The sequence below is a fragment of the Paenibacillus rhizovicinus genome, from assembly GCF_010365285.1.
Lineage (GTDB): Bacteria > Bacillota > Bacilli > Paenibacillales > Paenibacillaceae > Paenibacillus_Z > Paenibacillus_Z rhizovicinus.
In genome coordinates this window covers 2,877,563-2,902,065 of sequence record NZ_CP048286.1, presented here as the reverse complement: position 1 = coordinate 2,902,065, position 24,503 = coordinate 2,877,563, and the positions used below count along the sequence as shown (strand labels likewise).

Here is a 24,503-nt window from a genome sequence, read left to right as displayed (position 1 = left end):
AGGGCGGCACTAGCCGCCCTCGACTATATTCCAGAAGCAAGGCGGTGCAAACATGAAAAATCAAAAGATCTTTATCCTATCGGGGCTGCTCCCCGCCTTGTTGTTAGTGTTGGCCTTCACGTACTATCCCTTCCTGAAGGGGATCATCATGGCGTTCCAGGATTACAAGCTGTTCGATCTCCGTCATATCCGGTTTGTCGGCTTCGACAATTTCAAGGATGCGTTCCACGATCCGAAATTTTTCACGGCGCTGAAAAACAGCGGTTACTGGGTGTTCTTCTCGCTGATCTTCCAATTCCTGTTCGGCTTGGCTCTTGCGCTGCTGCTGAAAAAGCCTTTCAGAGGCAGGGGGATTTTCCAAGGCTTCGCGTTCTATTCCTGGGCGCTGTCGGGCTTCCTGATCGGGATGATCTGGAAGTGGATGTTCAATTCGCAAATCGGCGTCATTAACGATCTTCTGCTGCGCATCGGCATCATCCACGAGCGGATCGGGTTTCTCTCGAATCCGAAGTGGGCGATGACCTCCGTCATTATCGCCAACGTCTGGTACGGCATCGCGTTCTTCGCGATCATGCTGCTCGCGGCGTTGCAATCCGTGCCGTCGGAGCTGTACGAAGCAGCCGACATGGACGGGGCGACGGGTGTTCGCAAGCTGTGGAACGTCACGCTTCCTTATATTTTGCCTACGATTATCGCCACTACGCTTCTGCGGGCGATTTGGATTTTCAACGATCCGACCATTATCTACGGCTTGACCAACGGCGGTCCTGCCGGCAGCACGCATATTCTGTCCTCCTTGATGCTGGACAAAATCATTTACGCCGGCGACTACGGGGCTGCATCCGCGATCGGCGTTATCATGATCGTGCTGCTGCTGCTGTATACGATCTTCTTCCTGACCGTCACCAAGGCGGAGAAAGTGGGTGACTTCTGATGAAGCTGCGAATCGGAACTGCGCTTAAAGTCGTATTCCTGGCTCTCTACCTGCTCGTCATGGTGTTCCCGCTTTATTGGATCGTCATCACGTCGCTGAAGCCGCAGAAGGATATTTTCTCGTTCCCGCTGCGTTACTGGCCAGAGAAGTTCACCATGGATAACTACATTAATATTTTCAAAATCTCGAAATTCCATATCTATATCGGAAACAGCTTGATCGTTGCGATCGCCGCGGCGTTCATCGTGCTCGTCATCGCGGTTCTGAGCGCCTATGTATTGGCACGCTTCAAGTTCCGGGGTCACGGTCAAGTCATGCTGGCGTTCTTCTTGACTCAAATGCTGCCGGGGTTCATCGCGCTCGCGCCGCTGTACCTCATGATGAGCCACATGGACATGCTGAACACCCGGTTCTCGCTCGTGCTCATGTACACCGTCGGACTCATTCCGTTCTCGACGATCATGCTGCGCGGCTTCTTCCAGCGGATTCCGTCCAGCCTGGAGGAAGCGGCGATGATCGACGGCTGCTCGCGCTGGTCGGCGCTCTTGCGGGTTATTATTCCCGTTATGCTGCCGGGTATCGCCTCGACGTTTATTTTCGCTTTCGTGCAGAACTGGAACGAATTGTTCCTCGCGGTTATGTTTATCGATAACGACTCCCTGAAGACGCTGCCCGTCGCGATGAACTCCTTCATCTTGAAATTCGACGTGGATTGGGGCGCGATGTCGGCGGGAGCGGTATTGTCCATTATTCCAACGATCTTCATCTTCGCGGTCGCGCAGCGATTCATCGTAGAAGGGTTAACACAAGGAGCAGAAAAAGGATGAGCAGCCTAGACAACAATCAGCAGCGGACCACAACGCCGATGGAGGAGCGCTTCACGCAAGTCGCTCACGATCCCATCGATGCGAGGCATCATGGCGCTATCCATGTACCGGTTTATCAGAACAGCCTGTTCGCATTCGAGACGTACGAGGCTTTCGAACAAGCGTTTCAATCGCTGATGCACAACCATATTTACTCGCGGGGCAATAACCCGACCGTCGATTATTTGGAGAAGAAGCTGGCCGAGCTGGAGGGAGCCGAAGAGGCAAAATGCTTCGCTTCCGGCATGGGCGCGATATCCGCAACCATTATGTCCTGCGTCGGGGCAGGCGATCACATTGTCTGCGTTGACCAGGCTTACGGGCCGACGAGGGAGTTTCTGTCCGTCTACCTGAGCCGCTTCGGCGTCGAGACGACGTTCGTCGATGGACGTTTTATCGAGAATTGGCAGGAAGCGATTCGTCCCAACACGAAGCTGTTCTATCTGGAAAGCCCGACCACGCTGTTCTTCGAACTGCAGGATCTGCAGCAATGCGCCGCGTTAGCGAAGAGCATCGGTGCGCGCACGGTCATCGACGGCACTTGGGCGACGCCGATCTATCAGAATCCGCTCGCATTGGGCGTCGATCTGGTCGTGCATTCCGTCACCAAGTATATCGGCGGCCACAGCGACTGCGTCGGCGGCGTCGTGCTCGGTTCGCGGGAATTGGTCGATCGTATCGGCAACAACGAGTACATGCTGTTCGGGGCGATCATGACGCCGCAGACCGCGGCGCTGGTTGCCAAGGGTTTACGCACGCTGCCCCTTCGCATGCAGCGGCACGAGGAGAGCGGGATGATCATCGCGGAGTATGTCCGTTCGCTGCCGTACGTACAGCAGGTCAATCATCCGGGCATGCCGCACCATCCGCAGCGCGAGCTGGCCGCGAGGCAAATGTCGGGCAGCAGCAGCTTGTTCTCCTTCACTACGAACGTGCCGCTCGCGAAGATGAAGGCATGGGCGGACAACCTGCAGTATTTCAAAATCGGCGTCAGCTGGGGCGGCTTCGAAAGTCTCGTTACCGTCAATGCGGCGGGCAAGCAGCCCGAGGATGGCTGCATCGTCAGGCTGTATATCGGGCTGGAGAGCCCGCAGGATCTGATCGCGGATATGAATCGGGCGGCGCGTGAACTGTCGCTGGCCGCGGGTTCGTAAACCTAATTTGAAATAGCAAACCGCCCTCCACCGGCCGCTTGGCCATCGTGGAGGGCGGTTTTCGCATGGCGTTCAATAGGAATGCCGGTCATAGCGCGACTGATGCTGATTGAGATGCGGGTGATGGTCGGACTCGTCGGACTCGTCGTCGTCGGCATGCTGTTCGTGGTCAAAGGCATGCTGCACGTTGTCGACGATTTCCTCGACCGCGCCGCTGATCATATCGAGCGGACCGTTGTCTTCGTGATTCTTAGGCGTATTGATGCCTGCCGCGGTGTTCGAGGTTTCGTTATACATTTCGTCATAGCCGTCCCTGTTTCTCTTCATGGGGATACACCGCCTTTTTGCATGATTTGGAGGACTGTTCCATTCGCATCACTGATATATTACCCCGGATTGGGGAAATACACTCGGCGCCGTGTCCGCCATCCGCATTCTAGCGCAAGGCAATGTCTTCGAAACGATTATGAACCCGCTCGCGCATAAAGGCTTTCATGAGCTGTACGGCTTGGTCTTCCAGCTCGCCCGCTTCCTGCATCAGAGGGACGATCGGGGCGTCTAGGCAAGCCTCGAGCGCTTCCGCCACCCGGTCGAAGCGCTCGGCTACGCCGGCGTAACAATCCGCAATGGGGACGCATGCCGGCCAGATCTTCGCCAGCTCCGCGGTGTACTCGGCCAGATCCCGTTTGGCGGCGGCGTATCGCTGTATTAAACTGCCGGCTCCTGTTCGATCCGTTAGGTGAATATTATTATCGTCTAGTTTATCGATAAACACATCGTAGGCTTGTTTGCCGCAGGCGTAGATGTCCTTGGGAAGCAAGAGGTCGTGCGTCTCCCATTTGAAGATCGCCTGCATGAACGATTCCTTGTAAATTTCGAGCTCGTCGAGCGCGATTCGGGCCTCGAAGGTTTGATAATACCAGTAAGGCGATTCGTTGCGGCCGAAGTCGCTGTAGGGAAGGGACTTCGGCTGCTCTCCTTCGGCCCCGGTACCATCGACGTAGAACAAGCTGGCCGTATCGTCGTCGTAGCCTGCGGCAATGACGAAATCATCCTTCCAGAACACGGAGCCGATCCCGTTGTCGATGGACTGCTTGATCATGGCGACGGCATGCTTCTGATACAAAGGGAACGTCGGGGCGAAGCTGAATCCGGCGTTCGAAGAAGCCGTAATGCCGATAAAGTCGGCTGCGAGAAAATGCTCGGCGATCCAGTTGTACGCATGCCAAGAATCGGCGCTCAGCTGGCGGTCCGCCGAGAAACGAAAGCCGTTCACGGTCATCCCGGCCAGCATCGCTTTGGAACGGCCGAACCATCCGCAATGCGTCAGCACGCCGTGCATCGCATCGGTATAGGATCGGGATTCGCGGGTCATGGTTAGTCCGGTCAATTGTTTGCTGCCCATGGCGGCGGGCACCTCCTGTCGTCAGCGCGCCGAATTGGCGCCCCATCGTGGAATGATCGATCGTTTGCGATCCGGAAACCGCGCGGATACGCTGCGGAATACCGCGATCGCGCGTTCTTCCAGCGCTTCGGCCTGCAGCAGGATGGAGCAGAGCGCTTCGGTCCGCTCGGGATCGATCCGCTTGCCGTCAGGGCCGGTCGTCCAGCAATCGTGGACGGCGGACAGAACGCCGCGCAGCTCCGCGTATCGTGCGGCGGCTTCCTCAAGCCCTGGCAGCGTATCCTGCACGTCGTGCAGATAATCCGCGATTTCGCCTCGCGTATAGACGTAATCTTCTAAGATATAGACGGCTCCGCGTTCGTCATACGCCTCGTTCGCGAGTCCGTTCCTGAAGAAGGAGAAGGCCAGCTTGCCGGAAGCGATCTCTGTGTCGGGCAATGTTTTATGAGGCGTTTCCCAGTCGTAGATGGCCAGTCGAAGCGACTCCAGCACCATGGCGGCCAGGTCGATCTCGACGCGTTCCCCGAACATCTGGCAGTACCAGAAGGGCGTGAAATTCAAGCCGAAATTGTCGTACAGCACGACGCCGTGCTCCGCATTCCAGCCATCCTGCACGTAGAACACTTCGTCTTCATCGTCATAGCCGCAGATGACGCCGAACTCCGGTATCCAGTAAATGACGCCGACTCCGGCATCCAACGACTGTTTGACCCACTTCACGGCATCCGCTTGATAATAAGGATACGTGGCATGCCGCGTGCGGCCTGCGTCCCGGATCGTGAAGAGCCCGAGGTTCTCGATGGCGGGATCATGCTCGTTCCCCCATTGGCCATAAGCCGAGACCGAGAAGGAGAGCAGCTTCCGGTGGACGGCGAACTTGAACGCCATGCCGCTTAGTCCGGCAAGCATGTATTTGGGCCCCGCGAACAGCCCGGCGGCCGTAAGGATCGCATGGAGACTGTCCACGTAGGACTTGGATTGGCGTTTCATTTGAATCTGATGCAGCATGACGCGGGACATGGGGCTGCGTTCACCTCTCGTTCGTTGGGGTCAATTGCTTCAGAATGGCGCTGCACTTGCGCTCGAGCTTGTCGATCAGCCATTTGGGCGCCAAGAGCGTTACCCAGGCCGATTCCGAAGTCCACAGCTGCTGCAGGAAAGCATCCGTATCGTGAAACTCCAGCAAATAGACGAGCGGTTCGGCCGTGCTTCGCATGCGATAGCCGTTCCAGGCCGAGCCTGAAGCGGACTCGGGCAGTTTGAGCTTCGCGGTGAATGGTTTCTTCGTGCTGCCTTCGCTGCCGCCGCTGTTCCATTCCAGTTCTTCCAGTCCGGATGCATCGAAGCGGTCCTTCGTGACGGTCATGCTGACGATGCAGTCGAGCCGCAAGGTTCGCCGTTTCCGCTGGGTCGCGGAGTAGGCGGCGAGATAATCGCAATTGGTTCTGGCGAAAAGCTTCATCGGCCAAACCGTAAGCGGCTCGGCATCGGCGCTTTCTCTGTAGACGAGCGTGACGGCGAGTTGGCGGGAGATGGCATCGGACAGCCGTTCCGTCGTATCGATCAGCGTGGGGTTCATATCGAAGACGGGCAGCCGAAAATCCGTCTGCGCGTCATTCGGGGCGAAGCGGTCCAGCAGGTTGGCGATGCGATTGACGGCGGGAGCGCCGTCGTAATTGTATTCCCGATAGCGGCGAGCCAAATAGTTCAAAATCTTCTGCTCTTCTTCGGTCATATACAGGAGCGGAAGCGCGTATGTTTTATCCTCGTAGCAATAGCCGCGATACTTCGCAACATAGAGCAGGGGGGCTGATAAGGAGCAGGCCAAGTATTCGATATCGCGCTGCGCCTGGCGCTTGGAAATCTCGAACTGCGCGGCCAGCGTGGAGCTGTTCGGATAATTGCCTTCTCTGAGCTGACTGTCAAACCAGCGAATCCGATGCAAGTTGCTCATTTGGATCACCTCTTTATTCAATCAAGCAAGACACTGCGGTAATCTGCAAGCGCATTCTCGAATGGAGAAGCTTACTGCGCCTGTTTGGAAAGACGCCGGCGTTTCTTCCCGGATTACCTCATTACACCATCTGCGCTCGGCGCGTGGCAAGCTGATTTTGAAACGATGAACCCGTTCCCGGGACGGGAACGGGCGTCGGCTTCAGCCCGCATGGACGTCGATTTTGTCCTGCGGGGCGTGGATGCAGCGTTTGCATACTTTTATCGCGGTACCGTCGGATTTGGCACGAGGATAAAGAAGCTTGATCCGCGTACGGCTGCAGATGGGGCAAGTTCCCCGGCCCCGGGATGGCAGGCTCCATAGGATGCGGCCCCGTTTTGTTTTTGCCATAAGATTGTGACCCTCATTTCGATTGCTGTGGTAGTTGCCCTTTCAGTGTAAAACAGCCGGTACGACATAAAATGTCGCAGCAGATTGGTTGATTTTGGCCTTCTGCATGCGGCTATGGTATAATCACAGGCAATTCTATAACCGTTTCCCGGAGGCGATCATGCTTAGTTTCGAACAAAAGCTTTCGATATTGGAGTCCTTTCCCGAGCTCAGCCGGAAGGACGTGTCGTTAGGCCGCGTCAATTATCAGTACGAGGAAAGTTTGTACGAGAAGAAGAACGTTGCCTTCCACCTGCACCCGAACGGCAACGGATTCGTATATGCCGGCCATCTGCGCGGGTACGAAACGGATGATAAAGGATTCGTGAACATTCGCGAATTCGAGGAGACGGAGCTGCGCAGCTTGGTGGCGGAATCCATTCGCTCCTTATCCGAGCGCGAACCGGAACCGGTCGGCTCGTCAAGAAAAGCGGCGGCATCCGGGGGAAGCAGCGGCAAGAGCAACGGCGGCAATGCGTCGGTATGGCATGGCGCCGACAAACAGACGCTGACCTTGAAGCACGAGGATGATCTGTGGTACGTGTACGCGGGCCCCAACCTGGAGATGGTGCTCGAAACGTACGAAGAAGCGGAACAATATTTGCACGAGGAAGGCTTCTTCCTCGTTTAAGTCCCATAATGCACAAACAGAGAGGCCCCGTTCGGTTGAACGGGGCCTCTCTGTTTGTGCTGGCTAGGGAGCTGCGGGGTACGGTGAATGAACACGTCGTCGTTTTAGTCGGAAGCCAGTCCCTGCGGGGCACTGCGCTGTGCTATGAGACTGCGGGCCGCGAGTCGGCGCGACCGCTTTGGTCGGACGTTTAAGAGCGAGGAAACGGCTTACTCGCTGTCTGCCGGCAGTTTCTTGCGAAGCAGCTCCAACTGCTCGTCAACGAGCGAGCTCTTCCCGGCGGCCGCGCCTGCCGCGGCATCCGTGTTGTACGTGCTGCCGAAGCCTGGGGCGCCGTACGAGCCGCGAACGGCAATATGAGCTTCCCATTGGGCGATCTTCTCTTCCATGCGCTGGAAGCCGCGTGCGGCGCTGCCGCCATCGAGGACGGCCGGACCTGCGCTGAAGCTCGGCATCGCGGCGCGCGAATTTGCTTTCGCCAGCCGAATGCGGTTCATCAGTTCTTCTTGTTTCTTCAACAGCTGAGGCAGCTCTGCTTTGGCCGTCTCCAGTCGGATCGCGAGCTCGGAAGTTTGACGCTTCGCGTTGTCATACCAAGTGCGGTACTCGCGCGCCTTCTCTTCGTAGTGCAGCTTCGCCGTCAACGCTTCGCGGGCATGCGCCTCTTGGCCGGCTCTCATCGCTTCCAGCGCTTTGGCTTCGCTTTGCTCGGCCAGCGCGGCGGCTTCCGTCGCTTGCTGCAGCCAGCCTTTGGCGAGCGCTTCTTGCTTCAGCAGCTCATGCTGCACGTTCCCGATTTCCTCTTGCATGCTGCGGACGTACTGGTTCATCATCATTGCCGGATCTTCCATTTTATCGAGCAGCTCATTGGCCGCGGCTTGCGTGATGTTAAACAAACGATTCAAAATTCCCATTGCGTTCATCTCCTAAGTATAGGTGTGTGTTTAGTGTGTTATTGGGTGCTTGGGCGGCGGTGACAGACAATCCATTAACCGTAGTAGCGAAAGGGCTGGTCGGGCATCATGACCTCGAAAGGCGCTTTCGGCACCACGATGCTGGCTACGATATAGAGCAGCAGCGTCGTGCCGAGGCTGAATACGCCCGAGACCAAGAGCACGAGCCGAACGATAGTGGCGTCGATGCCGAACCATTGTCCAATACCGGCGGCAAGGCCGGTCAATTTGCGATCCGAGGTAGAACGGTAAAGTTTTCTCATTATAATTTCTCTCCTTGTTAGCTGATTTTTGTAATAAGCATGTATGGCTGACTGCCCGTGAGCGTCGTTTCTTCTTATCCTTGAGCGATAGCTTAAGTTTACCGGGATTGGCGGTTTCTCGTAACGGTCCAGCGGCGGTTTTGGAATCTAGCCTTAAGGCGGGGATAGACTAAGACCTGAGACCGCATGGATGCGCAGCGCAAACACCCCGCCGGCACGCTGATTCCAGCGGCCGAGCGAGGTGTTTGGAGGTAAGGCGACGGAAACCGTAAGCATTCTGGCGCTAAGGCAGCAGCTTCACGACGTCGAAGTTGTCTTCGAGCAGGAGCCAATTCTGCGGGAAGCTGAGCCCGAGCTTCCAGTAGCTGATGCCGCGCAGCTTCAACTGCTTCATGAGATTGAACTTGGCCTGAATGGACCTTGCATCTTCGAACCATACGCGGTGTTCCTTGCGATTATCGTCCCAGTAGGTGAAATGCGGCGCCTGGGCCGTCGTGTCGTAGAGAATCTCGGCGTTGCGCGTCCTCGCCAGCGCAATAGCGGCTTGCGGGCTGAGCGCTTTGGCGTAAGCGCCGCCTGGAACGAAGGGCAGCGTCCAGTCGTAGCCGTATAAATTCTGGCCCATTAAGATCTTGTTGGCCGGCATTTCGGTAAGTGCGTATTCCAGTACGCTGCGGACGGGACCGATGGGGGAAACCGGCATCGGCGGTCCGCCGCTGTAGCCCCACTCGTACGTCATGATGATGACGAAATCCGCAATTTCGCCATGCGCCTTGTAATCATGCGCGGAATACCAGGCGCCTTCCTGCCCGGCGCTGGTCTTGGGCGCAAGCGCCGTAGACATCGTAAGGCCGGCGGCGTGAATGGGAACGACCGCCTTGCGCAGGAATCGGTTGTATGCCTCGCGGTCCGAAGGCAATAGATGCTCCAAGTCGAAATGGACATCGCGGTAATTCAACTCCTTCGCCGTCTTCAGGATGTTGGCGATCAGCTTATCCTGAAGCGCGGCATCGCTTAGAAGGAGATGGCCCAATTCGTCGCTGAATTGGTCGCCTTCGAGATTCGTGACGGTCATCATCATGGCCGTACGCTGCCTCGTCGCGATACTCTCCAGATCGCCGAGCGGCGGGAGTGCCAGCGTACCGTCGCGCTGAATGCGGAAGCTGGACGGGGCCAGGTAAGTCAGATGCGGCGCCGCCTGCCGGGCCGCTTCCGTTAGCGCGGGCGATACCGTCGTGCCGCGCGGGTCGATGTACGCATTTACGTAAGCTTTCCGTTTCGGCATGGGCGGTATATATAGCCTTGTCCCGATTTGAAGAGGCGCATTCGGGTCCAGATCGTTGAGGGCGGCCAGCCTCGCGGCAGTCGTGCCGAACTTGGCGGCGATGGACGTCAGCGTGTCCCCGGCCGTCACGTAATAATATTGGCCCGCGATTGGAATGACCAGTGCCTGTCCGATCACCAGCGTTTGCGCAGGCGATATTTCATTGGCCGAGGCGATGGCATCGACCGGAATGCCATAATCTTGCGAGAGCCGGTAGAGCGTCTGGCCGGCATGTACGACATGGATCTGCATCGCTTATTCCTCCCATGTGATTCCGCATCATCTGAAGACGTCTCTTCTAACGTATTCAGGCGCTCCTTCGCGCATGTCATCGTTTTTGCCGCATCCGGAACGGACCTCGAAGAGCCTTGGCGCCAGTGCCGTTTCTCCCGCCGTTACGAATCCTTTCGTTAGCTGTACGGAACCTGCGCGCCGACTTGTTTGATGATGCCGGTAATTTGATTCTCGTGTCCGATAACGCGCGTCTTCTGCTCGACGATGCTCCGGGATAAGGAAACGAGCGTAGAGAGCGATTGGAGCGTGCCCTCGAATGAACCGCTCTTCACGCAAGCGTTCAGCGTCTTGACGACGTCGGGGATGCTCTTCTTCGTACCGGATACGGATGCCAGCGCGATTTTGGTTTGGGCATGGATCGGGTCGATGGCCGCGAGGCTGGTCTTGAACGTCTTGATCTTCTTGGCGGTCGCCGCTTTGGCATCCGAGAGCGTCTCTTGGCGAATGCGAATGTCCGCGCGCGCCAGCTGCACGGCAGGCTTGATCATTTCCGCCTGCCGGCTCAGCAAGGAAGCCAGTTCCTTCAGCTTCAATGCCCGGGCGGCCGCGACCTGTTTATTGATCGCGGTGTATTGATCGAAGAGCGGCTGATACCGTCCCCGCAAGGCGTTCAGCTCATTCGTCATCCGGCTCAGCTTGGCCGCGTCGATCAGCTTGATCCGTTTGTTCACGGCGTCGAGCGCGATGTCGTTGTTGGAATGCAGCACCTTGTACTGATCGTCCAGGCTCGTCTCCTGACGCTGGTAAGCTTGCAGGCTGGACGACTGCGCATTCAGCTTGTCCTTCGTGACGGCAGGGGCAGCGGCAATGTGCTTGGCCAGCGCGGTCTGGGCTGTCTGGGACAGCGAGACCGACGCGGCGAACGCCGTACCCGGAACGAGCATTACGAAGGCAAGCAGTGCAAGCAACATGGATGAAAACGGATTCAACCTCATAGACTTAATCATACGACAATCTTCCTCCTTCGCCGCGGAACAACTCCGTGGACGCAAAAAAACCCGCAAGAAAGGCAAGAGTGCCTTTGCTTACGGGTGCTTCCGACGTAAGTGAACCGCGAACATATGTTTTTATAAAATATAGCTGATCTTGAAAAAATAGTCAAGACGAACAGCGAACGCCCGTTGCTGGATTTTCAAGGTATAAGCTATAATAATTGTATATTGAACGAGATGAAAGCCGCATCTGAATACTTCAGTCCTATCGTTTGGCAGCATCGCAAATCGAATGATTTCAGGAGGCTGAGACGATGAACGCAGAGTCGGATCGCAAGCTGATTATCGTATTTACAGGTCCGGACGGTTCCGGCCGCAAGACCGTTGCCGACAGTGTCGGAGCCACGCTTGGCATGGGCAAGGTGCTTTCGTACGCGACCCGCAAACCGAGACCGGGTGAAGTGAACGGTCAGGATTATCATTTCATTACTTCGGAATTGTACGAACAGTTCGATCGCGCGGGCGAATTCATCGAGAGCATCAGCATCAACGAAAGCCGATACGGCGTGCGCGGCAGCGACATCGATCAAAGCCTGCAGCTGGGCGGAAGCGTGTATCTCATTCTCAATCCGGAAGGGGCGCAGCTGCTCAAGGAACAGTACGGCGATCAGGTCGTCCGGCTGTTCATCTATGCGGACAGGCGCACGGTGCAGGAGCGGCAGCAGGAGGCGGGCATCGATCCGGCGATCGTCCAATCCAAGATGGATCAATACGAAACGGCGATCGCTTACCAGCCGAAATGCGAACATGCCTTCGAGAACTACGATCTTGCGCATACCGTATTCGATATTTCCAATACGCTGGAGCATTATTTGCAGCGGAATTTGGTGGAGCGGGATTAACCGCGGACACGAAGCGCGAACGAAGCCTAACCATACGCAAGCCCGTTCCTTCTAACGAAGAGGCGGGCTTGTTTGTTTAATCGGTCAAGCGTTTAAACGGCTGACAAAGGCTCGACTTTCAACAGCTTGCCCTCGCCTGCGTCCAGCCATTTGCCATCGGCTGTCTTGCGGTAGGTCGATGCGATGGACAACCGGAAATTTTGAAATGCCGGGCCGTTTACTTTCTCGACCGTTTGCACGACGTAGACGACGGCTTCGGTGGCGGTATAATCGACGATGCGGACCACCTCGTTCGTATACTTGAGGTCGTAAGTGTCCATGGTCTGTTTCGTAGCTGCCATGGTTTGGTCAAGGCCGGGAACATTAGGGTCGATCGTCGCTTTGTAGCCGTCCAAATCCTCGTCGTTGGAAGTTTTGGTCTGCTGATCGACGACGGCCAGAATGGCGGCCTTATCATCGGCGGGCACGTCCGCTTCATGGCTCGTGGCTTCGTCCGTGTTCACGTATTCCATCTTCTGCAGTTCAAGTCCGCTGAGCAGCCATTGCTTGTTCGGCCCGCGTACGAGCTCGATCTTCAGGACGCAGTCATTGTCCAGGTAGAAGCCGCCGCTTTCTTTGGCCGAGTGCTGGCTGACGATAATGACGGCGGACGAGGAGGTGAAGGTCGGGATATCCATCAGCTTCGACGTGGTGCGGACGACGGGATCCCCTTCTTTGGCTTCGCCCTGTGCTTTAACCGCCGCATAGAACGGTGAGCCGGGAGCGATTAGAGACAGGGTGCCTTCCAGATCGCTAGCCGTATCGTAGGCATCCATCCGTGCCAGATACGCCTGAAGTTCTTTGATATCTGCGGCCGTAGGGCCTTTGGCGCTGATCTTGACCGTTTGGGCTGCGGAATCCCAGCTGACGAGCATGCCTGTCGATTCGCCGATGAAACGCAGGGGAACGAGCGTGCGTCCTTCTTGGACGATCAATTGGACAGACTTCGCCGAAGCTTGTCCGTTCACGGTCGCGGCTCCGCTTGCGACATTCAAGGTCAAGGTAACGGATGCCGACGTTCCCGTGATCGTCTTGCTCTTCGCATCGTACGCGACCCTGAATCCGAGGACGTTGAACAAGGCTTTGAATTCTACATAGGTCGTGCCGTTCGTGATCATCGGCGGCGCGTCGAAGGCAACCTTCTGATCGCCTGCCCATACGGTAATCGGCGGTTTGCCGGTCGCTGCGGATGCCAGGCCGGAGAAGGCCAGCAGCAGCAGCATGGCGGAAAGCAGCAGTGCGGTGATTTTCTTCAAAATGAACACTCCTTACGCAAAATGGAAAATAGGATACAAAAGTCAATATACCAGTAAATTCCATGTCATGAACAGGTAAAATAAGGAAAATATTATGTCAGTATTAACATATCGAACTTGACGATTCCGACCGGTGGCCGTGACAATTATCCCATTCGCGACCGGTAGGTCGTCGGCGCCGCATCCGTGTATTTCTTGAACAGCCGCGAGAAATAAAACATGTCGGAGTAGCCCAGCAGACCGGCGATCTCCATGACTGTTTTGTCGGTGTTCAGCAGCAGTTTCTTGGCCTCCGCAACCTTCAAGCGATGCATGAATTCACCGAGCGGATAGCCGGTGTAATTATGCACGATCCGCCGCAGCGTCGGGACGGAGATGTGATGCCTTGCGGCGATTTCGCCGCTGTCCGGCTTCCCGTAGACGGTGCCGGTCAAGTCGTCCAGCAGCTGGTGGACGAACATCGTTCTGCTGCTCGTTTCCGGCTCGCGGAAGCGCAGCGACATGTCGAAGAGGAGCGCCTCCAGCGCCAGTGCGGCCCGGTCCAGGTTAGCGGGAATCGCGCTTTCCAGCAGGCTGAAGATGAGTTCGATTTTGCTGAAGAGGCTCTCGTCCGTACCGACGAATTTGACGGCCTCCGGCTGCTCGTACCAGCTGTTCAGCCACTCCTGCACGCGCGAACCCTCCAACGTGAAATAGTACTCGTCCCAGAAGCCGCCTTCCTCGGGGCCGTATTGAAAGACCTCTCCGGGAAACAGGCAAAATACCGTTCCCGCCTCGACTGTCTGCTTTGCTCCGTCCCCGGCTTGGTAGTAGCCCCGTCCTCCTCCGATGTATACGAACGCCCATTGATCGAACGACGCATCCGCCCGCTGTTGAATCCGACCGGGCAAATGGCCCGCATAGCGAATGAGGAGCGACTGTATGCGCAGCTTCTTCAAATCAATCACATTATCATAGAGCCGTATAGGAAGCGGACTGATCATATTGTCCATGTAGGTTGGCATAATGTACATTCTCCTAGCGGATTTGTCATGGTATGTTTAAGACATTGTTTTAATTACATTAGTCATGCAAGTCAATTATATCGGCCGGCTTGCGGGAAGGGAAGGGACGAGATCATGGAGAACACAGGTAGAAAGCTGCAGGTAGGCGTCATTGGAAATGGATCGATTTCCGGTTTGCATTTGGAGGCTTATCGGAAGAATTCCGATGCGGAGCTTGTCGCCGTGTGCGATTTGAACGAGGAACGCGCCCGCGCAGCAGCGGAGAAATACGGCGCGAAGCGCGTGTATACGGACTACCGCGAGCTGCTGGCCGACCCGGCGATCGAAGCGGTCAGCATCTGTACGTGGAACGACAGTCATGCGGAGATCAGCCTTGCCGCACTGGCAGCGGGCAAGCATGTCCTGTGCGAGAAGCCGATGTGCAAGACGGTGGAAGACGCCGAGCGCGTTCAGCAGGCCGTGCGCGAGTCGGGCAAGGTCATGCAGGTCGGATTCGTGCGCCGTTATGCGGGCAGCGTAGAAGTGCTGAAGCGTTTCATCGACGCGGGCGAGCTCGGGGAAGTCTATTATGCCAAAGCTTCCTGCCTGCGCAGACTCGGGAATCCCGGCGGCTGGTTTTCGGACAAGAGCCGTTCCGGCGGCGGACCGCTGATCGATCTCGGCGTTCATATCATCGACATTTGCTGGTACCTGATGGGCCGGCCGAAAGTGAAATCCGTCAGCGGCAACACCTATCATAAGCTGGGCAACCGCGCGCATATTCAAAATCTCAATTTCTATAAAGCGGCCGACTACGATGCATCGCGCAACGATGTCGAGGATGCGGCGAACGCGGTCATCCGGTTCGAGAACGGCGCATCGCTGCTGGTCGACGTCAGCTTTACGCTGCATGCGGTGAAGGATGAGATTTCGGTCAAACTGTTCGGCGACAAGGGCGGAGCGGAAGTCGAGCCGGCGCTCGTCATCATGTCCGAGAAGCATGATACGATCGTCAACGTAACGCCGCAAATCGACCATACCACTTTCGACGCGAACGAAGCGTTCGGCAGGGAAATCTCGCATTTCGTGAACAGCTGCCTCGGCCGCTGCGAAACGCTGAGCCCTGTCGAGGACGGGCTGGAGGTGACGCGCATGCTGAGCGCGGTATACGAATCGGCGGCGTTGGGCAAAGAAATCCATTTCGATTAAGCGGATAAAGCAGATTGGTTTGCGTGTCCAACCGTGAGGTTGGACATGCAGCATTCTGCCAAGCCCGTTTCGTCCCGCGGCAGGCGGGTAAATTCAGAATAAGAAAGGATGAGGATTATGGCTACTCCTCTGAACAATAAAATCGGCGTGATCGTGGACAGCTTCGGCATCGGCGTACGGCAAGGGTTATTGAAAGCGAAAGAGGTCGGCGCGGAAGGCGTGCAAATTTACGCGGTATCCGGCGAAATGGATCCGGCGGTTCTGGATTCGGCGGCAAGACGCGAACTGCGGAGCTACATCGGCGGACTGGGCTTGGAGATTTCCGCGCTTTGCGGCGACCTCGGCGGACATGGTTTTCAAGATGCGGCAGCCAATCCGGCCAAAATCGAAAAGTCGAAGCGGATCCTTGATTTGGCGGTCGAGCTTGGCACGCCGATCGTAACGACGCATATCGGGATCGTGCCGGATGACCGCGACGGCGCCATCTATGCAGCCATGCAGAGCGCATGCGACGAGCTTGGCCGGTACGCGAAGAGCATGAACGCTTACTTCGCGATCGAGACGGGACCGGAGCCGGCGGCGCATTTGAAGAGCTTCTTGGACACGCTCAGCACGAACGGCGTTTCCGTCAATTTCGATCCGGCGAATATGGTCATGGTGACCGGCGACGACCCCGTGCAGGGCGTCATTACGCTGAAGGATTATATCGTCCATACGCATGTGAAGGACGGCCGTCGTCTGCGCGTCGTCGATCCTCGCAAAGTCTATGGCTTCCTCGGTTACGAGGAGATGTCGCATGAACACATTGCCGAGATGGCCGGCGAAGGAGCGGATTTCGCGGAGCTGGCGCTGGGCGAGGGCGACGTGGATTTCGAAGCGTATTTCGCGGCGCTGCAGTCGATCGGCTACGGCGGTTATCTGACGATCGAGCGCGAAGTCGGCAGCCAGCCGGAGCAGGATATCCGCAAAGCGGTGGAATTCATTAAACGGTACCGTTAACGTACCGGAGAGGCGGAAATGAAGAAATGAAAGTATCGGTAAGCGTATGGAGCGTCCATCATTATTTGTACAACGGTTCATGGACCAACGCGGACTTCATTGACTATGCGGCGAGTATCGGAGCGCAAGGCGTGGAATTGCTGAGCATTTTCTGGAATGCGGAAACCGACGTGCCTGCCGTTCGCGAGGCATTGGCAAGAACGGGTCTGAAGCTAGCCTGCTTCGGCGCGTGCAACGATTTCGCCAACGCTACTGTGGAGGGACGGGCCGCAGCGCTCGCGGATATCAAGAATTCGGTCGACATGGCGGCGCTGCTCGGCGCATCGGTCGTTCGCGTCTTCGCCGGCGACACCAAGGAAGGCATCGGCTACGACCAAGGCAAAGTGTGGATCGTGGAAGGACTGCAAGAAGCGGCAGCTTACGCGCAAAGCCGCAATATCGTATTGTGCCTGGAAAACCACGGCGTCTTCGCGGGCAGAAGCGAGCAAGTGAAGGAAATCATCGAGCAGGTAGATTCGCCGGCTCTTCGCAGCACGTACGACATGGGCAATTTCCTGCTTGTGGACCAAGATCCGCAGCCGTCGTTCGATGAACTGGCACCTTATATCTCCCATGTGCATGCGAAGGATTTCAAGCAGGTAGAAGAAGGCGCGGAAGGCGCTTACCGTACGCTTAGCGGCAAGTCCTTCTATGTCGGCGTCGTGCCGACGGCAGGCGATGCAAGCGTGGCCGAAATCATCGTTAAGCTGAAAGCCATCGGCTATAAGGGATGGATGAGCGTCGAATACGAAGGCTTGGAGGAGCAGAAGGCAGGCACGTCCAGGGCGGTTGAGCTCCTTCGCGGCACGGTATCGGTGTAGAAGAAGCATGCGCACGCGTAACATGAGATGAATTTGGGTAAACATTAGTGAAACGCATTTAGAGTTTTCGGAATGAAGAAAGCGGGGGAATGCCTATGAAGCCGCTCATTAAGAAAGACCTGATCGGCGTTATGCACTATGTCCGGGATTTGGATCATGCCAGCGCGTGGTATTGCGAGAAGCTCGGTTTGGAGCTCCGGGGATACGGCAAGAACGATTTCGTGGAGCTCGGTCTGGACGAGCAGTATGTCATGCATCTGTTTAAAGACGAAACCGCCCGTCCGGCGGAACGAGCGACATTCGCGTTCGATACGGACGATATCGAGGCGGCGCGCGGCATGCTCGCTGACCGTGGCGTGACGGTCGGACCTTTGGAACGGCACGGCGATCACGCGTCGTTCACGTTTCGGGATTGCGACGGCAATGCGCTCATGATGTGCCAATATGATTAAAGCCGGTCCGCAGCGACTCGTGCCAGGAAGCCAAGGCGGCTTCGGGAGCGAATCGCTGCGGATTTTTATTGCTTTGGGCAGGGACGGGCATGCAACCTTTCCACGCATGCGGTCGTCGACTTATTGAGATGATCAGATCCGGTTTGTATAATGCGGGAGGCGTGTGAAAATGATACAGCGACGATCGTATAAGCTGCTGCTTGCGGCGGCTTTGCTGCTCGCTTCGGGCAGTGCGGGCCAGCAAGGGACGGCGATGGCGGCGGGCAGCGCCGATATGCCGGCGGCGGCCGATCCAAGTACAGCCGTGCAGCCGATGCTGGACCCCGGTTTCGGGTACGAAACGCATTTTACGCATGATTTGGCCATGAGCTTGCTGGCGAGCAGCCCGGTGGCGGCGTATTTGCCCACTCGCCTGCCTGATTCCGGTTGGCAATATTACGGCTTGAAGAGCGCGCTGAGCGGGGACGGATATGCCGTAACGGCATTCCGCACGGCGAAATTACAGCCGGTTTCGGAAACGCTGCCAAGCGCGGGCGGGAAGTCGGGGGTCGACCCGGCCGCCGTGCTTTATGAGCTAAAGGCTGGTACGGCGGCCGAAGCGGGGCTGGCCGTGCCGCAGACAGCCAAGCGGCTGCTCGGCGCCGATGGCTGGACGTATTGGGCGGACGGCGCCTCGGATACGGCTGCCGCAGCGCTAACCGCGAAGTTTGCCGCCATGTCCAAGCCCGGTTCGCCGGTGAACGGAGCGACCGGCACCGTACTGGCTGCGAGCGCCGGGTCGAAGACGGTCTATTCCGCCAGCTGGACGATCGACGGCAGCGTGTATTATTCGTTCGTCAGCTACGGTTCATTGGCGGATTTCACGGCCATGCTGACAAGCTTCCGTCCGGTGACGAACCTCCTTGCTTCCGCGGACGTCGTGCTGCTGCCGAAGGAGATGCAGCTGAATATGCAGATCGGCCGCGGGCGGCTTTACGAGCCGTACGAGAACCGGTTCGCGGAGCTTGCCAAGGCGCCGGCCGTGTATAACGGCTCCGTCTACCTGCCCCTGCGGGACATCGCGACGGTCATCGGCGGCAAGATTCGATATATCGGCAAGGAAGGCGCCGTCTACGTTTCGCGGGACGGGGACGAAGACGAACTGAAGCTGGATTTGCGGACAGGGACGGTCGCGAGAGGACAGGAGAAGCTAGGTGCAATCAAGCCGATCGTGAAAGACGGAACGACACTGGTGCCCCTCCGGTTCATGACGGACCAATTCCGGCTTGCGGCGGATTACGACGCGGCTTCGAAGGGCGTAACGGTGCATGCCAACCAGTGGGCGCTGAAGGACGCGCTTCCACGGACGAGCAGCGCTGCAGATTTGGCGGTCAAGGTATTTACGATCGGAGGGCCGCCGTTTCTGTACGATAATGAGAAAGTAGCCATCAACACTTCACACGGCTATACGAATTTGAAGCCCCCGCAAGGCTATAACGGGCTGAAGTACGTCATTTACGAGGTCCATGTGCCGCTCATTCCCGGCGAGAACGAGCTCGTCCTGCGGGATATGGCCAACAACCGCGTGTTGACTGGCATTCCGATTAGAAGTACGGTGAAGCCAGAGGACATTCCGTTCCGGTACGGCGGGCTCGTCTGGTTCGACGGCATGGACCTGAAGCTGAAGCTGACGTCCACCGACGGGAAAGCTTGGCCGGCCGGCTATGCCGAGACGAGCGGCGCGATTACGATCGCGAGCGATGCCGATTTCAAGGCGTTGAATTTCAACTCCTTGCAAGCAGGTTATCAAATCGGCACGTTCAAGAGTAAAATCGTGTCCGCGCCTTTGCAAGACGGCAAGCTCAGCTATCGGCTGCTCTTGGATAAAGGCCCGGGCACGTACGAGGTGACGCTGTACTCGCCTTTTGCGAATATGGATTCGGTGCAGGTCGTCAGCTTCATCGTCGTTGTTCCGCCGAAGAAAGCCTGAGGATAGACTGCTGGGAGCGGTTGAGGACCGCTATGACTGACGAGAAATGCCGAGGACTGCACAAGTGCAGCCGCAACCAGGCAATTGAACCGCATATCCAACATTGAGAGGGGATCATTCGATGACCATTCGTTTCAAACCCGTGCTTGTCGCCGCATTGGCGGCCGTCATGCTCCCATACGGCAGCGCGGTTTCGGCCGCCGCTTCCGCTGCTGCGACCGCTTCCGCTGCTGCGCCTGCTTCCGCTGCCGTCACGTCAGCTGCGACAGCTGCCTCGAAGTCTTTCAAACAAATCATAGCCGGGAATTATTATTCCGCCGCGCTGCGGGCGGACGGTTCGGTATGGACGTGGGGACGGAACCTGTGGGGCGAGCTCGGCGTGTTGAAGCAGAATCAAATTACTTCCGTCGCGGCGCCGGTCCGGCTTCCGAATCTGTCGGGCATCACCGCGATCGCAACGAACGGCGCGGGCATGCAGGTCGGCTTGAAGAGCGACGGCACCGTCTGGGAATGGGGTTCCATTGTCGGCTTGAAGGCGTCCATTCGCGAATCGGCGCTGCCGCAGCAAGTGACGGGCGTCACCGGCGCGACCGCGGCGGTCGCGCTTAACAGCGCGGGCGTCGCTTTGAAAGGAAACGGCGGGCTGATCGTATGGACGCACGAAGCATCCACCGGCAAGGCAGTCGTTAAGCAAGTGTCCGGCACTTACAAATGGACGAATCTGGTCTCATCCGGAGATATGGCGTTCGCGCTTGATGCGGCTGGGATCGTGTGGGAAATCGGCGCGCGTACGGAAAGGGACGGAACCACGTCGATCGTGCAGCCTTTTCGTCTGACGGGCATCCCGGCCTTGAAACAAATTTCGCCTCAATCGCTGTACGGTCAAATGTACGGCATAGACCGCAGCGGCGGTGCTTTGAAATGGACGCTTGCGCCTAACGCGGCTTACGACGGCTCCAAGCTGGCACCAGCGAACGTAATCGGCAAGGCGGTGCGAATACACCCCGAGCTGAAAGTGAAGGACATTCAAGCTGGCATGCTGCTGACCGAGGCAGGCGACGTCTGGACGCTCGAGAAGGGACCGGCAGGGAACGCCGGCAAAGTGAAGGGGCTTTCCGGCATCGTCTCCATTGCTTCCGGTTCCTATCACTACTTGGCGCTGGACGCAAGCGGCCGGGTATGGGGCTGGGGAGCGGACAATTGGAACGAGACGGGGAACGTCCGGCCGCAAAAGGACGGCATGGTCTATAGGCCGGTACCGATTCAGCAAGCGATCGACGTCTATGTGAACGGCAAGCTGCTCGTGGCTCCCTTTCCCGCCCGGATCGATAACGGCAGCACTTCGGTTCCGATGAAGGCCGTGCTTCAGGCGATCGGCGGAAGCTTCAGCGTTGCCGCCGATTATTCGACTGCGATTACCTATAAGCAAACGACGGCGACCCTGCGCAATGGCGGCGATTTTGCCGAAATTAACGGCAATCTCGTATCGCTCCCCGTCGTGCAAAAGGCGTTCAACGGCGTTGAAATGATTCCGGTCGGACTGTTGAAACTGCTCGGCATTCATGCGACTTGGGATGCGAAGCTCGGGGAACTGCGGCTGACCGGGGCGCTTTGACTCCGGGATTGACCGCTTATCCACTGCGAGCAGCCTGTTTACTCGTAAACGGCTATTCTCGCGTAGGTAGAAGCAGCTATCCAATTCGGTGAACGGAAGGGTATCCATGCATAATGAAGCCTTAAGCAATTACATCGCCAACATGCAGCTTCATATTTCGGAAGCGGCATTCTTCCATTGCACGGCAAGCTGGCATCACATGGACGTGTTATCGGATTTCAACCGGCTGTACTACATGCTCGGCGAAGGCGGACATATTCGAATCGGCGAAGAAGAATGGTATCCGAAGCGGGGGCAACTGGTCGTGATGCCGGCAGGCACGATGCTGTCGGTTCAGACCATGGAGGGCCGGGAGTTCTCCAAATTTTTCTGCCACTTCAACGCACGGAGCGGCGAGCAGGAGCTGTTTCAGCTCTTGGAGACGCCGAGCTGCGTGGATGTGGCCGATTCCGAAGAGACGGAGCGGTTATTCGGCGAATTGGTGGACCATTACTATAGCAGCGAACTGACGTCCATGCTGCGCGCGAAGCTGCTGCTGCAAGAGCTGCTGTGCCAGTTCCTGGAGCGAGGCGGGGGAGCGAAGCTGCGGCAGCCGGCAAACGGCAGCGTCGATAAAGTGAGCCGGGTGCTGGCTTACATCGACCATCATTTAGCGGATGACGTGACGCTGGAACAGCTGGCGGAGCTGGCGCATTTCCACCCGAATTATTTCATCCGGTTCTTCAAGTCGGCAACGGGGCGCTCGCCGATGCAGTACATGAATCAGCGGCGGATGGAGCAAGCGAAGACGTGGATGGTGACGACGGAGATTACGATTTCGGAAGCCGCGGAGCGGGTCGGCAGCTCGCTGTACCAATTTTCCAAAATGTTCAAGCAGTACACGGGTTCAAGCCCGAGCGAATACCGCAAAACGATGCGCATGCAGCGCTTGCAGCAAGGGCAGCAGCTGCCCTTGCCGTAATCCGCGGATGTGCTTCGCTCCGCGGCAAGCGCTTGTCGGTACGCGGCGCTCTGGCTGTGGCGCATCGACGCCGATCCTTAAATTCCCATGCGCGTCAAAGCGCCTTCGAACGAGACGTCGACGCTGTCGTCGCCGGTCACGTAGCGCCATAACTTCGCGCGCTGCATGTGGTCGAGCCGGTCCTCGTTGCCTTGCCAACGCTGATAGCCATGCTCGATAATGCTTCGGACTTCCGGACTGTCGGAGCCGTCCAGGTTGAAGAGGCCGCGCTGCTCCTGGCCCGGGCGAAGCCGGAGCTTGAAGGCGTACCGCGTGCGGTCTGTCGCGTTCGGCTGGGCGCAGTGCCAAATGCCATGGTGGAGAATGGCGAGCGTGCCCGCTTTGCCGGCAAGCTGGCGCTGGCCGACGATGTTTTTGTACCGCGCGAGGCTGAACGTATTGATTTTCCGCAAATGCGAGCCCGGAAGGATGAGGGTCGGTCCCATTTCCGGGGGGGCGTCGTGGGAGAAGTAGAAGAGCTGAATGTCGAACGCGTGCGGCCGTACGTCGATGATGGAATCGCCGTGCCAATCCTGGGCGACGGGATAATGATCCGGCACGATATGGAGGAACGAATGGTCGTACACGGGCCGGCTGCCGACGAGGCTCTGGATGATTCCCTGCACCTCGGGCAGCTCGAACACCTCGCGGATCGCATCGGTTCTGTTCCAGAAGGTATGTCCTTGACCGCCTTTGACCTGCTCTTGATATACGCGTTCATTCAATTCCTGCGGCACGAACGCATCCAGCAGCAGGAAGCCTTCCGTCACGAAATGAGCCATCTGCTCCGCGCTCAGCAAATGCCGGCGGTCGACCGGCACGATATTCAGTTCACTCATGGACGAGCACCTTCCTTTCCATTACGTACTCATAGGGCAGATGCCCGGTATCATGTTCCTGGCCGGCCGGATAGTGCGGCAGCGCCGGGATTTGCAGCACGTTCCATCCTTCGCGCATGGCGTGAAGCACGGATTTGTAGGGCGGTACGGACGAGTCGCCAGTGTTCATCTGCAGCGCATCCTCGGGTGCGGCGCCGTCGTACAGCGACCAGGCGATGACCGGCGATTTGAGATCCGGCGTAGTGGAATGCAGAAACAGGATTTGCTGCCTTGTTTCGTTCAAGCGAAGAACCTCCTTCATAGGCATAGGGTTGAAGTGGAGTAACCATCGTGCTTGCCCTCATTGTAACGGGATGGAGCCGTGTTGGGGATATGCGGAATTAAGAACGGTTTGTGCAAAATTAAGGCGATTGCCGCGGGCTGTTATTATTCACGCCGCTGAGCGAAGCGCCGTTCATGCAACGGGGCTGTCGAACGGCCTTTCTGGGAATAATCGAACTGTTCAAACGGCCATAAATTTTATACAATAGTATTGTATAAAATCAAATGAGGTGATTCGTGATGAACGTCTATGATTTCACGGTTCTGACGTCCAGGGGCGAACGGAAGCCGCTTGCCGATTACCGCGGCAATGTGCTGCTTATCGTGAATACCGCGACGAAATGCGGGCTCGCCCCGCAATTCAAGGCGCTGCAGCAGCTGCACGAGAGATACAAGGATCAAGGCTTGACCGTGCTCGGGTTTCCGTGCAATCAGTTCAGGGATCAAGAGCCGGTTAAAGACAGCGAAATGCAGGAAACCTGCCAGATTAATTTCGGCGTCACCTTCCCGCTGCTCGGCAAAATCGACGTCAACGGTCCGAACGCGGATCCGCTTTACAACTATTTGAAACAGGAAGCGTCGGGGTTCCTGAGCTCGTCCATCAAGTGGAATTTCACCAAGTTTCTCGTCGATGCGGAAGGCCGCGTCGTCAAACGGTTCTCGCCGACTACGAAACCGTTGAAGCTTGAAGGACAGATCCAGAAGCTGCTGGCTGGCGCAAAGAAAGGCACGCCTGTCGGCTAACCGCAAGCGCCAACTCACGATGCAACCAGCTCCGAAACTTAATGTTTCGGGGCTTTTTCCATTGTTTTTCTTAAATGTTTTAAAGTCCCGGCAGGCGATGGATAGCAGTTTTAGGATGCTATGTTAAAATGTGAAATGTATGATTTACGCTATTAAGTAAAAATCGAATTATATAA

At 57.1% G+C, this 24,503-nt stretch carries 26 protein-coding genes; 13 read left to right on the top strand and 13 right to left on the bottom strand.

The window, feature by feature from the left end; genetic code table 11:
• Nucleotides 1–52: 52 nt before the first annotated feature.
• From GZH47_RS12970 to GZH47_RS12960, 3 genes are read left to right on the top strand one after another with little or no spacing between them, the layout of a single operon-like run.
• Nucleotides 53–934 carry a carbohydrate ABC transporter permease gene (locus GZH47_RS12970; RefSeq protein WP_162640470.1) on the top strand — a complete coding sequence of 294 codons (882 nt, stop codon included), beginning with the start codon at nt 53–55 and terminating at the stop codon, nt 932–934.
• Nucleotides 934–1,761: a carbohydrate ABC transporter permease gene (locus tag GZH47_RS12965; RefSeq protein WP_162640469.1), complete on the top strand. Its 828-nt coding sequence runs from the start codon at nt 934–936 to the stop codon at nt 1,759–1,761. The genes GZH47_RS12970 and GZH47_RS12965 overlap by 1 nt, the downstream gene beginning before the upstream one ends.
• Nucleotides 1,758–2,954 (top strand): trans-sulfuration enzyme family protein, encoded by a 1,197-nt coding sequence (locus tag GZH47_RS12960; RefSeq protein WP_225446469.1) that lies wholly within the window; start codon nt 1,758–1,760, stop codon nt 2,952–2,954. Before GZH47_RS12965 ends, GZH47_RS12960 begins: the two co-directional genes overlap by 4 nt.
• Nucleotides 2,955–3,026: 72 nt before the next feature.
• Here the strand turns inward: GZH47_RS12960 and GZH47_RS12955 are convergent, their stop codons facing one another.
• The 5 genes from GZH47_RS12955 to GZH47_RS34100 form a co-directional block, all read right to left on the bottom strand.
• Nucleotides 3,027–3,281 (bottom strand): hypothetical protein, encoded by a 255-nt coding sequence (locus tag GZH47_RS12955; protein ID WP_162637933.1) that lies wholly within the window; start codon nt 3,279–3,281, stop codon nt 3,027–3,029.
• 109 nt (nt 3,282–3,390) lie between these two features.
• Nucleotides 3,391–4,359 (bottom strand): hypothetical protein, encoded by a 969-nt coding sequence (locus GZH47_RS12950; RefSeq protein ID WP_162640468.1) that lies wholly within the window; start codon nt 4,357–4,359, stop codon nt 3,391–3,393.
• Between the two features lie 21 nt (nt 4,360–4,380).
• The gene (locus GZH47_RS12945) at nt 4,381–5,379 is read right to left on the bottom strand and encodes a cysteine peptidase family C39 domain-containing protein (protein ID WP_162640467.1); all 999 of its coding nucleotides are present in this window, start codon (nt 5,377–5,379) and stop codon (nt 4,381–4,383) included.
• A 10-nt stretch (nt 5,380–5,389) separates the two neighbouring features.
• Nucleotides 5,390–6,313: a helix-turn-helix transcriptional regulator gene (locus GZH47_RS12940; RefSeq protein ID WP_162640466.1), complete on the bottom strand. Its 924-nt coding sequence runs from the start codon at nt 6,311–6,313 to the stop codon at nt 5,390–5,392.
• A gap of 201 nt (nt 6,314–6,514) precedes the next feature.
• Nucleotides 6,515–6,703 (bottom strand): hypothetical protein, encoded by a 189-nt coding sequence (locus GZH47_RS34100; RefSeq protein WP_225446468.1) that lies wholly within the window; start codon nt 6,701–6,703, stop codon nt 6,515–6,517.
• Between the two features lie 160 nt (nt 6,704–6,863).
• Between GZH47_RS34100 and GZH47_RS12935 the strand changes: the two genes are divergently transcribed.
• Nucleotides 6,864–7,373 carry a hypothetical protein gene (locus GZH47_RS12935; protein ID WP_162640465.1) on the top strand — a complete coding sequence of 170 codons (510 nt, stop codon included), beginning with the start codon at nt 6,864–6,866 and terminating at the stop codon, nt 7,371–7,373.
• 209 nt (nt 7,374–7,582) lie between these two features.
• On the opposite strand, the gene GZH47_RS12930 is transcribed toward GZH47_RS12935, so the two are convergent.
• From GZH47_RS12930 to GZH47_RS12915, 4 genes are all read right to left on the bottom strand, one after another.
• Entirely contained in the window at nt 7,583–8,287 is a 705-nt protein-coding gene (locus GZH47_RS12930; RefSeq protein WP_162640464.1) for a PspA/IM30 family protein, read from the bottom strand.
• A 74-nt stretch (nt 8,288–8,361) separates the two neighbouring features.
• Nucleotides 8,362–8,589 carry a PspC domain-containing protein gene (locus GZH47_RS12925; protein ID WP_162640463.1) on the bottom strand — a complete coding sequence of 76 codons (228 nt, stop codon included), beginning with the start codon at nt 8,587–8,589 and terminating at the stop codon, nt 8,362–8,364.
• 283 nt (nt 8,590–8,872) lie between these two features.
• Nucleotides 8,873–10,165 carry a glycoside hydrolase family 18 protein gene (locus GZH47_RS12920; RefSeq protein WP_162640462.1) on the bottom strand — a complete coding sequence of 431 codons (1,293 nt, stop codon included), beginning with the start codon at nt 10,163–10,165 and terminating at the stop codon, nt 8,873–8,875.
• A 158-nt stretch (nt 10,166–10,323) separates the two neighbouring features.
• A complete protein-coding gene (locus tag GZH47_RS12915; protein ID WP_162640461.1) occupies nt 10,324–11,154 on the bottom strand; it encodes a hypothetical protein in 831 nt (276 codons plus the stop codon).
• Between the two features lie 299 nt (nt 11,155–11,453).
• Here GZH47_RS12915 and GZH47_RS12910 point away from each other — a divergent pair, with 299 nt between their 5' ends.
• Nucleotides 11,454–12,041 (top strand): guanylate kinase, encoded by a 588-nt coding sequence (locus GZH47_RS12910; RefSeq protein ID WP_162640460.1) that lies wholly within the window; start codon nt 11,454–11,456, stop codon nt 12,039–12,041.
• A 92-nt stretch (nt 12,042–12,133) separates the two neighbouring features.
• Here the strand turns inward: GZH47_RS12910 and GZH47_RS12905 are convergent, their stop codons facing one another.
• On the bottom strand, nt 12,134–13,336 hold the full coding sequence (locus GZH47_RS12905) for a copper amine oxidase N-terminal domain-containing protein (protein ID WP_162640459.1): 1,203 nt from the start codon (nt 13,334–13,336) through the stop codon (nt 12,134–12,136).
• Between the two features lie 146 nt (nt 13,337–13,482).
• The gene (locus GZH47_RS12900) at nt 13,483–14,340 is read right to left on the bottom strand and encodes a helix-turn-helix domain-containing protein (RefSeq protein WP_162640458.1); all 858 of its coding nucleotides are present in this window, start codon (nt 14,338–14,340) and stop codon (nt 13,483–13,485) included.
• Nucleotides 14,341–14,454: 114 nt separating this feature from the next.
• Between GZH47_RS12900 and GZH47_RS12895 the strand changes: the two genes are divergently transcribed.
• The 7 genes from GZH47_RS12895 to GZH47_RS12865 all read left to right on the top strand — a co-directional run bounded on the left by GZH47_RS12895 (nt 14,455) and on the right by GZH47_RS12865 (nt 22,384).
• On the top strand, nt 14,455–15,528 hold the full coding sequence (locus tag GZH47_RS12895; RefSeq protein WP_162640457.1) for a Gfo/Idh/MocA family protein: 1,074 nt from the start codon (nt 14,455–14,457) through the stop codon (nt 15,526–15,528).
• A gap of 117 nt (nt 15,529–15,645) precedes the next feature.
• Entirely contained in the window at nt 15,646–16,527 is an 882-nt protein-coding gene (locus tag GZH47_RS12890; protein WP_162640456.1) for a sugar phosphate isomerase/epimerase family protein, read from the top strand.
• 26 nt (nt 16,528–16,553) lie between these two features.
• Nucleotides 16,554–17,387 carry a sugar phosphate isomerase/epimerase family protein gene (locus GZH47_RS12885; RefSeq protein WP_162640455.1) on the top strand — a complete coding sequence of 278 codons (834 nt, stop codon included), beginning with the start codon at nt 16,554–16,556 and terminating at the stop codon, nt 17,385–17,387.
• A gap of 95 nt (nt 17,388–17,482) precedes the next feature.
• A complete protein-coding gene (locus GZH47_RS12880; RefSeq protein WP_162640454.1) occupies nt 17,483–17,839 on the top strand; it encodes a VOC family protein in 357 nt (118 codons plus the stop codon).
• A gap of 169 nt (nt 17,840–18,008) precedes the next feature.
• A complete protein-coding gene (locus GZH47_RS12875) occupies nt 18,009–19,808 on the top strand; it encodes a copper amine oxidase N-terminal domain-containing protein (RefSeq protein WP_162640453.1) in 1,800 nt (599 codons plus the stop codon).
• 121 nt (nt 19,809–19,929) lie between these two features.
• Nucleotides 19,930–21,423 (top strand): stalk domain-containing protein, encoded by a 1,494-nt coding sequence (locus tag GZH47_RS12870; protein ID WP_162640452.1) that lies wholly within the window; start codon nt 19,930–19,932, stop codon nt 21,421–21,423.
• A gap of 106 nt (nt 21,424–21,529) precedes the next feature.
• Nucleotides 21,530–22,384 carry a helix-turn-helix transcriptional regulator gene (locus GZH47_RS12865; protein WP_162640451.1) on the top strand — a complete coding sequence of 285 codons (855 nt, stop codon included), beginning with the start codon at nt 21,530–21,532 and terminating at the stop codon, nt 22,382–22,384.
• A 77-nt stretch (nt 22,385–22,461) separates the two neighbouring features.
• Here GZH47_RS12865 and GZH47_RS12860 read toward each other — a convergent pair whose 3' ends face one another.
• Both GZH47_RS12860 and GZH47_RS12855 read right to left on the bottom strand, forming a co-directional pair.
• Nucleotides 22,462–23,262, bottom strand: coding sequence for a phytanoyl-CoA dioxygenase family protein (locus tag GZH47_RS12860; protein ID WP_162640450.1), 801 nt, complete (start codon nt 23,260–23,262; stop codon nt 22,462–22,464).
• Nucleotides 23,255–23,545: a hypothetical protein gene (locus tag GZH47_RS12855; protein ID WP_162640449.1), complete on the bottom strand. Its 291-nt coding sequence runs from the start codon at nt 23,543–23,545 to the stop codon at nt 23,255–23,257. Before GZH47_RS12855 ends, GZH47_RS12860 begins: the two co-directional genes overlap by 8 nt.
• A gap of 278 nt (nt 23,546–23,823) precedes the next feature.
• On the opposite strand from GZH47_RS12855, the gene GZH47_RS12850 reads away from it, so the two are divergent.
• Complete coding sequence (locus GZH47_RS12850; protein ID WP_162640448.1) at nt 23,824–24,327, top strand: glutathione peroxidase; 504 nt, start codon at nt 23,824–23,826, stop codon at nt 24,325–24,327.
• Nucleotides 24,328–24,503 lie beyond the last annotated feature (176 nt).